The organism is Pseudoflavonifractor sp. BSD2780061688st1 E11, from assembly GCF_005844125.1.
In the GTDB taxonomy this organism is placed as follows: domain Bacteria; phylum Bacillota; class Clostridia; order Lachnospirales; family Lachnospiraceae; genus Sellimonas; species Sellimonas catena.
Genome location: NZ_SPHM01000005.1, coordinates 58756 through 73166 on the forward strand (window position 1 = coordinate 58756; position 14411 = coordinate 73166).

Here is a 14411-nt window from a genome sequence, read left to right on the forward strand (position 1 = left end):
TGTTTCGGTTCCTAAGTATTTTAGTTCGTTTCCTAAGAAATGTCAATTTTTATTTTCTGCACACAAAAAAGAAGACCTGCTCCCGCTTTTCTGCAGAAGAAAGTCTTCCCCATTTTTATTCTCTTTTAGCCTGCGTTACTTGCCGCAATCTTGACGCGGCTCCAGAGATCACTGATAATCTTTTTCGTATCCGCATTGTACTCAAACACTTCATCGTTTTCATTGCCCGTCCGCGGGATGTAGGCATTGATTCCTTCATAGTCTCCGCCTTCCCCGGAAAGGTCATCCATAACCTCCTGGTTGGCCGAGGTATATCCTACATAGCTGGAGTTATCATATGCGCCGTCATAATCGCTTGCATAATTGATAAATGCATGAGCAAGATCCGGATTCTTGGCGTTTTTCGGAATCACCATGGCATCAGACCAGAGGTTGGTTCCGGTCTCCGGCATGAAGTAGCCCATGTCTTCATTTTCGGCCATGACATAACTTGCGTCACCGGAATAGATCAGTCCGAGCGCTTTTCTTCCCTGAGCCATGTTGTCAATGATCTCATCTGTTACGATTTCCGTATCCATCGTTTCCACACATTGTACGAGCCATTCGTATGCTTCATTTAACTCTGCCTCGTTCTCGGTATTCATGGAATATCCAAGTGCTTTTAATGCCATCATAAAGGAATCTCGCTCGGAATCGTACAGATAGACGTCTCCTTTATACTTCTGATCGAGGAAAATATTGTATCCTTCTCTCTCCAGATCTTCGATGTCTACCTTCGTCTTGTCATACACAATTCCCACGGTACCCCAGAAGTACGGAACGGAATAGTCATTGTTCGGATCGTACGGGAGACCAAGTACCGCATCAGACAGCTTGTCAAAGCAGTCCAGTTTTGATTTATCCAGTTTCTGCAGATAATCTTCCTCAATCAGACGCTGAATCATATAATCACTCGGGACGAGAATGTCGTAGGCTTCTCCGTTTGCCACCTTAATGTACATCTGCTCATTGGAATCGAAGTTTTCCATCACGACTGTAGCACCTGTCTCTTCTTCGAAATCACCGATAATATTTTCCCCGGTGTACTCACCCCAGTTGTAAATATGGAGTGTCTGTCCTTCGAAAGGACGATCCTTGCCTGTGATGCCTCCTCTTTGCAGAGCGACAACAGCAACCGCAAGAACACAGCATACCGCAACAGCCGGTACCCATCTTTTCCGTTTCACGGCACCGCCCTTTTTCACTCTCTTCGCCGCTATAACCGGAGCCAGATTGATCACAAGGAGCACGATGGTGATGATGACTACCACAAGGGTAGATACTGCATTGATACTCGGGTTGACACGCTTACTCATTGTGTATACCACGATACTTAAGTTCTTCACGCCGCTTCCTGTGACAAAGTAGGAAATAATAAAGTCATCCACTGACATGGTAAATGCAATCAGCGCACCGGAGACAATTCCCGGTGTAATCTGCGGCACAATAACTTTTGTCAGTGCCTTGAACGGAGTTGCCCCCAGATCCATGGCCGCATCCGCCAGGTTCGGATCCAGAGACCGGATCTTCGGCATGACAGAAAGCATGACATAAGGAATACAAAAGGCAATATGTGCCAGAAGCATGGTAACATACCCTTTTTCCACCTTGAAGGTGATGAACAGAAGCATGAAACCGATGGCTGTCACGATCTCCGGATTCATCATCGGAAGGTTGTTTACCTGTTCCATGATATTGCGGATTACCTTTCTGGAACTGGACAATCCGATTGCCGCCACCGTACCTACGACAGTTGCCACAATCGTCGCAAGAATCGCGATACTAAAGGTGGTATAGAGCGCGGTCATCATGTCCTGGGACTCCAGCATGTGCTGATACCAGCGAAGGGAAAATCCGGTAAAGCTGGTCAGCGATTTTCCGTCATTGAAGGAAAAGATGATCATATAGAGGATCGGCAAATAGAAAAATGCGATCATCAGAATCATCAAAGCCTTCCCTAAAGTACGTTTCTTCTTTTTCATGCTTTTGCCCCCTTTCCGCCCTGATTTCTTGTTTCAATTTTACGCACGAGCATCATCAGGAGCATCATGATCACTGCCATAATCATGGAGATGGCACTTCCGAAGTTCCACTCTCCAACTGTAATAAACTGGTTTTCAATCATATTTCCGATGAGGAAATACTGTCCGCCTCCCAAAAGTTTCGGGATAAAGAAGGAGCTGACTGCCGGCAGGAATACCAGTGTAATTCCATTAATAACTCCCGGAAGAGACAGTGGAAGTGTTACCCTCCGGAAAGTCTGCGCCGGACTTGCTCCAAGATCCGCGCTTGCCTCCAAAAGGGAATGATCCATCTTGCTTAAAGACGTCTGAATCTGCAGAATCATAAATGGAAGGAAGTTGTACACCATACCAAGGAGTACTGATCCTTCTGTATACAAAAGCTCGACATCTCCCAGCCCGAAAATTCCAAGGATCCGCTGAATGATTCCACCCTCACTGAGAAGGCCGATCCATGCATAGGTTCTTACCAGCATGTTGATCCACATCGGAATCGTGATACAGAGAATCAGAATATTCTGTACTTTTTCACTGCTCCTGGCAATAAAGTACGCTGCCGGGTAACCAAGGATCAGACAGATAATTGTTGTCTTAATTGCAATCAACAAAGATCTCCACAAAATCAGAAGGAAATCCGGGTCTGTAAAGAACTTGATGTAATGATCCAGTGTCAGGGAGAAGGAAATAATACTATTTCCCGGCTCCATAACCGAATACATGGCAATCAGCGCCATAGGAAGTACCAGCATCAACGCAGCCCAGATAATATACGGGACTGCCAGCTTTGAAAATCGTTTCATTTAGAATACCTCCTTGGACATAACGTGGATATCCTCCGGGAAAAAGGTAAGCCCTACCTCCTGTCCCTCTTCGGTATAATCCGTTGTATGGATTTTGAATTCCCGGCCTGTCGTGGAGAAGGTGATCTGGTATACGCCCTCTTTGACATCCTCCGGCTCAAAATCGTAGTCAACGCTGAGATCTACGGATTCATCTTCATTACTGAGCTTCCAGCCCTGTGCTCCGGCCCAGGTCTTCAGATCTGTATCAAGAGCCTGTGACTCTGTGATCTCGTCCACTGTTTTAAAGAAGTTGAATGCCATGACACCTTCATTTGCCTTTTCATTCTTAACAAACGGCTGATCCACTACATAGATATTTCTCTCAATACTTGTTCCGTTGGATGTGGAGAAAGTAACCGGATATTTTCCTTCTTCTTTTTCCAGACTGTACTCTACCTTGGCGATAGAAATCAGTTCATCTGCCGCCGGATCCCACGCCTGGGCATTGGAAAGGGCGATGATCTCCTTGTCGTCCAGTTCTTCCACGTCGTCGATATCCACGTAGAAATCATTGGCGCTGATCATCTCTTTGCCGTCCTCACTCTTTACATCCTGATTCCGGATCACACGCATATTGACGGTGACGCTTGTTCCCGGAACTGTCTCCACCATGATCTCATAATGGACACCTTTGAACAGGACACTTAATACTTCTCCTGTCATCTTTCCGTCTTTGACATCCACAATATCAATATCCTCTGGACGGATGACCACATCTACCGGTTCGTTCTCTTTAAATCCAAAGTCCACGCAGTCAAAGGTAATGTCATCAAAACGCACCTTGTAATCTTCCACCATGGTTCCCGGGATAATATTGCTCTCCCCGATAAAATTCGCTACAAAACGGTTTGCCGGTTCATTGTAGATGTCCTCCGGAGATCCTACCTGCTGAATTTCCCCGTTTTTCATGACCACGATTTTATCAGACATGGTCAGCGCTTCTTCCTGGTCATGGGTAACAAAGATGAAGGTAATTCCGACCTCCTGCTGAATCCGTTTCAGCTCGTACTGCATCTCCTTGCGGAGTTTCAAATCCAGCGCCGCCAGAGGCTCGTCCAGCAGAAGCACCTTCGGCTCATTCACCAGCGCTCTTGCGATGGCAACACGCTGCTGCTGCCCGCCGGAAAGAAGTGTCGTATTTTTATCTTCGTATCCCTCAAGTCCAATGAGCTTCAGCATCTTCATGACCTTCTGGTCGATGACGTCCTTACTCATCTTCTTGATTTTCAGTCCAAAAGCGATATTTTCATATACACTCAGATGCGGAAACAAGGCATATTTCTGAAAAACCGTATTTAACTCTCTCTCATAAGGAGGCTTTTTACTGATTTCCTCCCCGTCAAAGATCACAGAACCTTCGTCCGCATCCAGAAAGCCCCCAAGAATACGCAAAAGTGTTGTCTTACCACAGCCGCTCGGGCCTAAAAGAGTGACAAATTCATTTTCATAAATATCCAGATTGATTCCTTTTAAGACAATCTGGCCGTCAAAATTTTTCACAATATTGCGAAACTCGATCAGTTTTTTCTCTTCCATCTCATTTCTCCTTCCTAGAACATCGGCGGCGTTGTGATCCAGAGGATCTTCGCATCGCCGGTACCGTGATTGTACAGATAATGACTCTTGGACCCGTCCATATAGAACGTCTCATGAGCCTTTACCTTATACTTTTTCCCCTCTTGTACGATGGTTACGCTTCCTTTCAGCACATAACCGAACTCCTGGCCCTGATAAGCAGAGAGCACATGACTCTTTTTTCTCGGATGCAGTGTCAGAATGATCGGCTCCATCTCATTTTTCTGCGCGTTAGGGACAATCCACTCAATCGTATAATCTTCCTGCTCATCCACAAAGAAATCCTGTACTGGAAACACGATCTGTTTCTCTTCCTCTTCATGAAAGAAATCGGACAGATTACTTCCCAGCGCCTCCAGGATATCCTCAAGCGTCGCAATACTCGGCGTCGTCAGCCCACGCTCCACCTGTGAGAGAAATCCCTTTGTCAGCTCGCTGCGGGACGCAAGATCTCCAAGCGTCAGATCATTCTGGAGCCTCAGTTCTTTCAGTTTCTTTCCAATGTCCACTTACCGCACCTCCGGTTTTCTAATACTATACTTTTTGTTCAAAATATGCGAACCGAATCTAATTATACATCCTCGCTGACAAAATGCAACAGGTTTTGATGATTTTTTCACATTTCCTTTGTTTGCACCATTTTCTACTAAGTAGTAAAATAAAATCATATCAAAAATTAGGAGGAATATTTCATGAGCTGAAGTCTGATGTGAATCCAGCCCCTCTCTTTGAAGGTACTAAAATTTGGGATGCCGGACATCCTTATACAGACCAGATGGGACAGTATCCGGTTATCACACTTTCTTTGAAATCATTAAAACAGACTGATTTTAAATCAGCTTTTTACTGTCTGCGCGAGGAGATTGCAAGGGAATTTGACCGTCATGCTTCGATTGTCTCTTCTCTGGATTCCAGAGACAAGCAGGAAAAATACAATCGATTTGTGAAGCAAAAAGCGGCGCCAGAGGAATACCTGACATCGCTAAGATTTCTGTCAGACTGTCTCTATGCCTCCTCTCAGACCCGCTGCATTATCCTGATTGATGAATGCGATGTTCCTCTGGAGAATGCATTTTTTCACGGATTTTATCCGGAAATGCTCTCGTTGATCCGATCTGTCTTTGAATCTGCACTCAAAACGAACGACACTCTAGAATTCGCTGTCGTCACCGGCTGCTTAAGGATCAGTAAAGAATCTATCTTTACCGGCTTAAACAATTTGTCAATGATTTCCATCATGGATCAGTCCTATGCGGAACACTTTGGATTTACTCAAGAAGAGGTGGACCAGATGCTTCGGGATTATCAGCTGGAAGACCGCCGGGAAGATATCAGGAAGTGGTACGATGGCTACTGCTTCGGGAACACAATCGAATCCTTGATTGCAGGAGGTACAATTATCAAACCAGTCCACGAAGACATCACTTATGCCGACATCGACACCTCCCAGGATTATTTGTGGAATTTTCTCTTTTTTACAGGTTATCTCAAGAAAAGAAAACAGTATCAGGAAAACGGCGAAATCTATATGGAGCTTGCAATTCCAAACATGGAAGTCCGGCATATCTATAAACATACTGTCCTGCTCTGGTTTGAAGAAAAAATAAAAATGAAAGATTTATCCGAACTGTACCGCAGTATTTTGGACAGTGACCGTAAAAAGCTCTCCGAGTTCCTTTCTGAATTCCCTGTTGGCTCATCCGCCAGTACCAAGTCTGGATTATTAATCAGTGCCCGGCAAATTGCCACTCTCTGCTTTTCTCCTCCGGAGAGCTCATACGGATTCTTTTTGAGCAGATGTTCAATCTGAAACTGTTTTGTATAACGCAGGGCAGCTTCTGTCATGACTTTGGCCTTTTCCTTACCAAGGATCATCGGAAATTTCTCTTTTATCTTCTTCCAAAATCTGTAGCAACAAACACTTTACTTCCAACTCATTTGCCCACTTGCTGATAATTCCCCTCTCCATGTAATCCAACACAAAAAAGTAAATATATACCCCTTTAGATAAAATACCAACTCTATGAAAAGAAAAACTCCCCAGACAGACTGGGGAGCCTTCAGAAGCTATACCTTTCGGTCATACGGCTTCGTTGAAACATTTATAAAATACCCACTGTATTCTGAAAACAGATGTGGGACTTAATCATAGTTTCTTCTTCATTTTTATTATATACTGTACCATACTATCTTTCTCCAAAAAATCATAGACATGCATAAAATCCGGTATCACTCTGCCTTCGTCTGTTTGTATGAAACTTTGAAATTCTATGGTAGTTTAATTTATCTTTTCCCCATCCGGCAATATTGTAATATTCCTGTGCTTCCTGATTCATTATCTCTCCTCTACCTGTTATAGCATGTCTCCTCTTCCAAAATCCGCAACAGCAGATCTCCTAGGCCAACCTGATAGCCGCTTGTTCCATAAATCACATTGAGTCTGCCTTTTGTCACGGCGATAATTGGAAGTTTTTCATGATCCACATACAGTCTTCTTCCCACTGCCGGAACATGATCCTCAAAGTCATCTTCATACACCTGGATCTGTGGGAACGTCTCCATTACTTTGGCAAATAGAGGATGTTCCCATGCCTGCTTTGACCGGACAAACAGAAGAATCCGGGAAGCCCATGGAGTAAACCGTTCCTTCTCTTCCAGCATTTCATTGAAAATATGTTCCGTCGGCTCCTCTCCTTCCCCTGCCCAGATCAGCACATGACTTCCCTCTTCTGTCAGAATTCCGGAGGAAATTTCCTGTCCATTCAGATCCCTCACCGGAAATTCCGGAAGCGAGAGGGACTCCAGCATTTCGGAAAGTTTTTCTTCCCGGAGCTGCAGTGCAATCTCTTTTCTGCAGCCGGAAGAAAGCAGTATCTGACACTCCCGGGCGTGAACCGTTCCGTTTGGCAGACGAACAGATGTCAGAATCCGGTAGATTCCATTCTCCAGATGGATTTCTCTCTTTCCATTATCCCATCCCGTGTCTGTAAGCCGGAGAGGAAAACCCTGCTCTTCCGTTAATTTTGTAATGCTCCAGTTCAAACCATACCGCCACATTTTTGGATTTTCCGCGTGTAGTATGAGAACTGCTGATTTTGTCCGGTCCGGATCAGCTGACAAAAATCTTCCGTCTTTCCAGTACTGAACTGTTCCGTCCTCCGGACAAAGCCTTGCCGGGATTCCAAAACTCCTTGCCATGGCAACAAAAAGAATCCGTTTCGAGCGACCACTGCCGCACCTCATCCGGTAACAGGCTGTTGGTGTCGTGAGTACGGTACTTCGCTCCTGTTCCAGACATTCCCGGACTTCCTTCTGAATCTTTTCCCAAAGTCTGCCGGGATCTTTTCGATACCTCTCCTGTTCTTCGGTGCTGATTTCCCTCTGAAACCATCCACGGTATTCCGTCAGTACTTCATCATCCACTCTCGGATTCAAAAGCGCTGTCACAAAAATATCCTCCGGTACTGTATTCCAGTATGGAAGAACTCCTTCCAGATGATCCAGAAGGACGGTGCACCGGATATCTGTCTGATCTTTTGCAGTCAATGTCTCGAGTAACTGCTCTCCCAGCTTCCGCTCCTGCGAAGTTTTTGTTTCCAGACAGCTCAGAAATGCTTCCCGCTCCGGATTGACCCATTCTTTTCGCTTGTTCTCCTGTTTGTTTCTCAGTAAAGCAAGGCGCTCTTTTCCTTTTTCCTTCTGCTCCGGACTCGGCCTTTTGCTTAACGGCGCACGGTCGTGTGGCGGGATCAGGTCCAGATCTCTCCATCCTTCTGTCTCCGGACAGCAATCCAGCCGTTTTGCAAGTGTCAATGTACAGCTTCTGCTCTCTCGTGTATCCAGAATTTCGTCCGCATACCGTCCCTGTCCTGCTGCGAACAAATGAAGGCTTCCCGCCCCTGTGCTGAGAGAAACTTTGCCATGCTCATCCGTCCGGCACTGTGCGATTGGGCGAAATGCGGCATAATTAAACACTTCAAACCACACAGAAATTCCTGCGGCCGGACGTCCTTTCTCATCTACTACTGTCACTTCTATCTTCTTCACATCATCGGCGTATCTGGAAAGCACGTTTTCCATCACGACCATTCCGTCTTTTCCAATCACTTCTTCCATTTCGCTTTTCCGGTCCGCATCCTCCTGTCCTGCAGATTCGATTCTGCCATCGAAACGTCTGGAATGAACCAGCATCGCCCGGGAAGCCGCATATTCAAACCAGCCCAGATCCAGAAGCGGTTCCGGCTCACAGGCTCCCAGAAAATGCCACGTTCCATCAATCCACACTTCTACCCAGGCATGATTGTCATCGCAATGGGACCAGTACGGCGCATACACCTGTCTGGCAGGAATCCCCGCACTTCTAAGGGCATTGACGGTAAAGACAGATTCTTCCCCGCATCGTCCATATCCTCTTTGCCAGACAGAAAGAGCCGAAAGAGTCCGGTCATCTCCCACTTCATAGGAGACTTCCCCCGCACACCAGTAATTCACTTCCAATGCTGTCTTTTCTGCATCTTTACCTTCTATCTGATCTTTCAGTTCCTGATAGAACAGACTCCTGCACGGACGGATTTCTTCCTCATTAACCCGGTGGTAAAGAACATACTGCAAAAACAATTCTTCCGGAAGTTCCCGTACATACGTATTCTGTTTATACAGCCACACTCCATGGCGTGCAAAGTCCAGAAACGTTTCCACCGGATAATTCCCTATATCACTGTACGGCATGGATGCGTAAAGATAGTGCATCGCAGCCGCTTCTGCTTCAGGAAGAGACCGTATATACTGATCCACCGGTTCCATAAAATCCCCCAGATCCTCTTTGACCTTACGGTATGCTTCCTCGATTTTCTTTCGGCTCTGTTCTGAAAACATCTGCTTTCTCTCCTTTGTCTCCTGCTCGATTTTTATCTGCTTTTCTCTTTCTCCTGTTTTAGACACTCTTGCCTACAGCCGCTTTAGAATATCTATAGCCTGACGTACCTTTTCTTCGGATGTCTGGAACAGCTTATATTCACTGATATCCGCAATCCCCATATGAACGTCCGGATTCCGGTATTCCATCCGGCTCTCAATTCCGGTTTTCGCCGACATATGCCATGTCCGGATTCCGGTCTGATAGAAAAGTGCTTCCAGGTTCTCCGGTGTCACTCCTCCGCCTGCCTGAATCTGGATCTCACCCCGACTCTCTTTTTGAAGTTCCCGTAAAAGATCTGCTCCTTCCATGCAGCTGTCCTTTTGTCCGGACGTCAGAATCGTCTGGATTCCAAGATCTTTTGCCGTCTGAAGTGATTTCAACGGATCCCGGCAGACATCAAAAGCCCGATGAAGTGTCACCGACATGTCTCCCCGCTCTTCCAGAAGTCTTTCCATCCTTTCCCGGTCAATGCTTCCGTCCGGGCTCAGCACACCGATGACAACTCCATCCGCTCCCAGTTCCCGGAACATTTTGATTTCCTCTTTTATTTGCTCCATCTCATAGTCCGAGTAACAAAAGTCACCGAATCTTGGTCGGATCAGCACATGAACCGGGATCTCCACTGCGTGTCGTACTATCTCAAAGAGTTTCGGGCCCGGCGTTGTCCCTCCGATAATCAGATTCTGGCAAAGTTCCAGCCTTGTGGCCCCGCCTTTTTCGGCCGCTATCGCAGACTCTGCCGAGTCTGCACAGATTTCCAGTATGTAGTCCTGCATATTCTTCCCTCTTTCTCCTGACCATCAGGCACATCATTCTATTTTTGTTTCAATCATTTCATTTTACACTTTTCGGTTATTATACCGCAGTTTGAAGGAGAACAACAGCAGGAACCGAAAATCTGCCGTCAAAATTTCTGGTGAACTATTGTTATCATGCGGATTCCGCTGTAAAAAAGCAGGATTCCAAGTGTTTTCCACGAAGTGATCTTTTCATACCAGACCGCTCCTTTAGGGAGACAGAATAAAAGTGTTCCAACTACGTTTGCGGGATCTGCCGTGCTGAAATCCTCGTGTTCATTGGCATCTCCCTTTGTAACGAGCCCTTCGGATGTCTTTTCAATCAGGCGGTGCAGCACCAGCTGATCATTCTCCGTCCGAAAGGCAATCACATCACCAGGCACGACAGCATTCTCCTTACATTGTCGGATATAGGCCATATCCCCTTCCAGAATCTCAGGTGCCATGGAGCCGGATAATACCCGGACAGGCAGGATTCCAAATGTGGTCGGGCAGGCGAACAGAAGAACATAGCATGCCGCACACAGAATCAGAATGGTATCCAGCCTTCGGAACCACTTATTCATCAGCTCTCCTCTTTCTGATCAGGAGGAGAACCAGACAGGCTGATCCCATCAGCAGCAACAGCAGAAACAAATGGCTTTCTTCTCCGGTTTTCACGGTTTCCCGCCGCTCCTCCTGCAGGAAGTCTGCCTCCTGTGTCTCGGAAACTGCCCGGAATCTCCATGTCATCTGACCATTCAGAAGCCGATAGAGATTATCCATCTCTTCCGGGAAATGAAGCGTGAACATCAGACTGTCTTTCTCCTCCGGTGAATAACGCCCAAGCAGGGCAAACTGATCTGTCTGGTATTCCTGAATGGTTCCCTGATACAAAATTGCACCGCTGCTCTTTTCGATTTTGAGTTCCACCGGATTTAACAGGGTTTGCTCCTCCGAATCCAGTTTCCAGTATACCGCTTCTGTCTGCTCACACCCGTTTTCAATCTGAATTTCTCCCTGAACCGTATCTCCGGGAACGACCGTTCCCAGTTCCGAAAAGAAGCTGTCCGGTACGGTGATAATCCGGTCCCCTTCCACTACAACACGACAGAGCCCTTTTTGAGGTACCGCTACACGAAGCTGATTTTCTTTTTCCTCTTCCGAAACTTTCTGGACTCTCGTATCTCCCCATGGATTTTCCGATTCAAAATCCGGTGTGAAATTTCGGCTTTGAATCGCATCGGCTGTCACATAAATACGGATTTCATCCTCCTCTTCCTGCTCCCATGTTTCCGGAAGCATAAACGCAGTAAACAGCTCCTCCTTTTCACCGTGTTCTAAAATTTTCGTATCATAAAAATACTCTCCCTTTTGCACACAGTCATCCGGCAGGCCCCGAAAAGAAGCGGAAGGTATTTCCCGCTTACTTTCTGCTTCCGCCCTTATACGGTAACGGATAAAACAGTCTTCCCCCAGGTTCTCAATCTCTGTAATCATGGGAATCTCCTGCCCCGGCAGAATGTCTTCGACATCTTCCCATTCCTGCTTTTTTTCAGCGTCACCGTACCGGTTCATCCGGATGCTGACCCCGCCGGACTGGATATCCGTTGTCACAGAAGCCTCTTGTTCCGCTGCCGCCGCATGAATACCGCCAAGCATCCAGATGGCAGCCATCACTGCAAGTTGCCTTCTTTTTTTCACCTTCCCACCTGCTTTCCAAATACATTGATCTCAAGATCATTGTGGCTGAAATCTCCATAATTCACCAGTTCGTTGCAGAATGTTGCCTTTGCCGTATCGTGATCCTTTGTGTCCAGCCTGGCTGTACTGCCCTCGATGCTTCCATTTTCCACCTCTTTGATTCCTGTCATCCGGTATCTGGAAACCGGAATTTCCCGGACCGTCCAGATCCCGGCAGGGATCTGCATGATAAAGGACTTCCTGTAAACACCGTCTTCTTTAAACTGTTCCGGAATTTCCAGCGCCTCATAATACGTCCGGCTGATTCCGTTATAATCTGTTCCCGTGATCTGGAATAAAAAGACAGGAGTTCCAAATTCATCCCATTTTCCTTTTACTTCCTTTGTGATTGTAAGGGCGGGATTTTTTTCGTATACTACCCGGATATGGTGGTCTGCATTGACTTTTGTGAAAGAATAACTGGATATGTGTTGATTTTTGTCGGTTTCTTTCTGATCGACGGTAACCGATTTCAGATAGTATCCCGGCAGAGGAGAATAGGTGATCTGCATCGTTCCTCCCGCGGGAACTTTCAGATTGGAAGCGGTAATCGAACCATTTTTCGCTTCCGTTGTGATTTGATAATAGAAGGATGTCCGGACCTGCTCCGTTTCTTTCGGTGTTTTCTGATCTACGCTCAGCCCGGCTTTGTTGGATACCACATTGGATTTCCCGAAGATGTACTCCGGCCGCTTATGAACCTGAATGCGTATTTCAAAACTTCGACCATATATCCATGCGGAGGACGTATCTCTTGCAGATACTTTCACCTGATCCGATGTCCCTTTTGTTATCTGGATATGAAATTTTGTGCTGACATCCTGCTGATTGTCCGCATCATATACAACGACTTTCTCCACCGTCAAAGCCTCCGGCATCGGATCTGTCAGAACCAGACTCTGATAGTAGTCAGCCGGCTGACATTCCGGCACTTTAAAATTAATCCGGTATGTAAACGAGTCCTCTCCATGGACTTCTGTCCGGTCTACGCTCTTTACCGGAACCGGCGGAGTAAACGGACCATATCCTCTTGCGGAACCTGCAATCCATCCAAGTATTGCTCCCGCATTCGTTGATTCTTCTACACTTGATTCTCCGACCAGATGATCCCGAAAGCGTTCGTAATCTTTCTTTACTTTTTCCGACACATACCTGCTATAGGTAAAGCTGTCCGGAAATGCGACACCGCCGCCAACACGAAGGGTAAATGCAGAAGCATTTTTGTACTGTACCTGTACACTGTCTTTTTCGTATTCATTGGAAGCAATATTGTCCGCATAAAAATAGTAAAATCCATCCCGGTCGATATAATATACCCGGCTGTCTTCCGGAACCGCAAGTCCGGATATGGCATCACTTTTTTTCACGCCGAAGATCTGTCCGAAATCCAGATCATCCGCCCGGTAAGTCATATTGACGGCAAGGGGACGTCCCTGATCATCCAGAATCTCCATCTTTGCCTCATACCAGATATCGCTGAAGATCAGGCCGTAAAAATCTGTCGTAAGAGAAAGTGAGACCCCGAGAACCGGATAATACCGTTCCCCCGACTCTGTCCGGTAAGACGGCCAGTCCGTAAAGGTGATCCTGAGATTCGTATTTTTCCCTTTGTAACTTCCCATATTCGTCAGATAGCAGGAAATCTTTCCCTTCTGGGCATCGCTGGTCACCATCTGTCCCCACCGTTCAATTCCGTTTCCTGTCTGATGAATCAGCTGCGGATCGGCGATTCCACTCGTATCTTTCCAGGTACAGGTTGTATGTTCAGTCCTTTTCAGGCGGAAGGAAAAGCTGGAATCTTCCTCCTCCCCGTACTGTTTCACTGTAATCGGTGAACCGGCCTGTTCTGCCGCCTCCAGCGCACTGACATGACCTGCACTCCTTACATTGACTGTTCCTGTACAGGCCAGCAACAATGCCAGAACCAGTCCCTTTTTCCATCTGCTCTTTTTCATACACCACTCTCCTGTTCTCCCCGGATGGAAGCAAATGCTTCCTGGGGCGTCTGAAATCCCTGCGCCTGTACTGTCTCCTCATAAATCAGAATCCGAAATGTCTCTTCAGTCTTTCCGGTTGTTACGCTGGTAAAGAGCGGTTCTGTCTTTTTCTTTCCTTCCAGAACTGTCCGGTAGTAATAATAGCCGTCCGCCTGTTTTTCCGTCCAGTGTTTCGTGTCAAACGCAATGGACAGCGGGATCTCCGACTGATCTTTCTCTACAAAAACCCGGACGTAACATGGCGTGTCGGTCTGATTTCTGACAGAAACGGTTTTGTTGTAAGTTGTATCCGGGGTGACCGTATCCGGCGGATCGAATTTCTCTTCAATCGTAGATGTATTATCACCGACCTGAAGTACATTGTTCTTTTCATTGCGGTCCGCGAAATAAGCTGACACTTCCGGCATATGAATCAACTGTACCACTATTCCGGTCAGCACCAAAACCGCCAGAGCCCGGCCACAGGGAGTTCGTTTTCTTTTTCTCATTGTAATCTCCCC

The 14411-nt window shown here is 46.6% G+C and carries 11 protein-coding genes and 2 pseudogenes; 1 reads left to right on the top strand and 12 read right to left on the bottom strand.

Annotated features, from left to right (window positions below; genetic code table 11):
• Window positions 1–125 precede the first annotated feature (125 nt).
• From FGQ85_RS03575 to FGQ85_RS03590, 4 genes are read right to left on the bottom strand one after another with little or no spacing between them, the layout of a single operon-like run.
• A complete protein-coding gene (locus FGQ85_RS03575) occupies window positions 126–2021 on the bottom strand; it encodes an extracellular solute-binding protein (protein WP_138372677.1) in 1896 nt (631 codons plus the stop codon).
• Window positions 2018–2860 carry an ABC transporter permease gene (locus FGQ85_RS03580; protein WP_087168912.1) on the bottom strand — a complete coding sequence of 281 codons (843 nt, stop codon included), beginning with the start codon at window positions 2858–2860 and terminating at the stop codon, window positions 2018–2020. Before FGQ85_RS03580 ends, FGQ85_RS03575 begins: the two co-directional genes overlap by 4 nt.
• Entirely contained in the window at window positions 2861–4438 is a 1578-nt protein-coding gene (locus FGQ85_RS03585; RefSeq protein WP_087251963.1) for an ABC transporter ATP-binding protein, read from the bottom strand.
• 14 nt (window positions 4439–4452) lie between these two features.
• Window positions 4453–4986, bottom strand: coding sequence for an XRE family transcriptional regulator (locus tag FGQ85_RS03590; protein WP_087251964.1), 534 nt, complete (start codon window positions 4984–4986; stop codon window positions 4453–4455).
• A 98-nt stretch (window positions 4987–5084) separates the two neighbouring features.
• Between FGQ85_RS03590 and FGQ85_RS18720 the strand changes: the two are divergent.
• Window positions 5085–5837, top strand: a pseudogene (locus FGQ85_RS18720) (AAA family ATPase); the annotation flags it as partial.
• A gap of 317 nt (window positions 5838–6154) precedes the next feature.
• Here the strand turns inward: FGQ85_RS18720 and FGQ85_RS18725 are convergent.
• The 8 genes and pseudogenes from FGQ85_RS18725 to FGQ85_RS03630 all read right to left on the bottom strand — a co-directional run.
• A pseudogene (locus FGQ85_RS18725) lies at window positions 6155–6295 on the bottom strand (ATP-binding cassette domain-containing protein); the annotation flags it as partial.
• 386 nt (window positions 6296–6681) lie between these two features.
• On the bottom strand, window positions 6682–6813 hold the full coding sequence (locus FGQ85_RS19000; protein WP_275532814.1) for a hypothetical protein: 132 nt from the start codon (window positions 6811–6813) through the stop codon (window positions 6682–6684).
• A gap of 10 nt (window positions 6814–6823) precedes the next feature.
• Window positions 6824–9352: a transglutaminase domain-containing protein gene (locus FGQ85_RS03605; RefSeq protein ID WP_138372679.1), complete on the bottom strand. Its 2529-nt coding sequence runs from the start codon at window positions 9350–9352 to the stop codon at window positions 6824–6826.
• Between the two features lie 72 nt (window positions 9353–9424).
• Window positions 9425–10171 carry a copper homeostasis protein CutC gene (locus FGQ85_RS03610; RefSeq protein ID WP_087251967.1) on the bottom strand — a complete coding sequence of 249 codons (747 nt, stop codon included), beginning with the start codon at window positions 10169–10171 and terminating at the stop codon, window positions 9425–9427.
• Window positions 10172–10299: 128 nt separating this feature from the next.
• The gene (locus FGQ85_RS03615) at window positions 10300–10758 is read right to left on the bottom strand and encodes a signal peptidase I (RefSeq protein WP_087251968.1); all 459 of its coding nucleotides are present in this window, start codon (window positions 10756–10758) and stop codon (window positions 10300–10302) included.
• A complete protein-coding gene (locus FGQ85_RS03620; protein ID WP_138372680.1) occupies window positions 10751–11875 on the bottom strand; it encodes a hypothetical protein in 1125 nt (374 codons plus the stop codon). The genes FGQ85_RS03615 and FGQ85_RS03620 overlap by 8 nt, the downstream gene beginning before the upstream one ends.
• A complete protein-coding gene (locus tag FGQ85_RS03625; protein WP_138372681.1) occupies window positions 11872–13869 on the bottom strand; it encodes an isopeptide-forming domain-containing fimbrial protein in 1998 nt (665 codons plus the stop codon). The genes FGQ85_RS03620 and FGQ85_RS03625 overlap by 4 nt, the downstream gene beginning before the upstream one ends.
• On the bottom strand, window positions 13866–14399 hold the full coding sequence (locus tag FGQ85_RS03630; RefSeq protein WP_087168921.1) for a hypothetical protein: 534 nt from the start codon (window positions 14397–14399) through the stop codon (window positions 13866–13868). Before FGQ85_RS03630 ends, FGQ85_RS03625 begins: the two co-directional genes overlap by 4 nt.
• Window positions 14400–14411 lie beyond the last annotated feature (12 nt).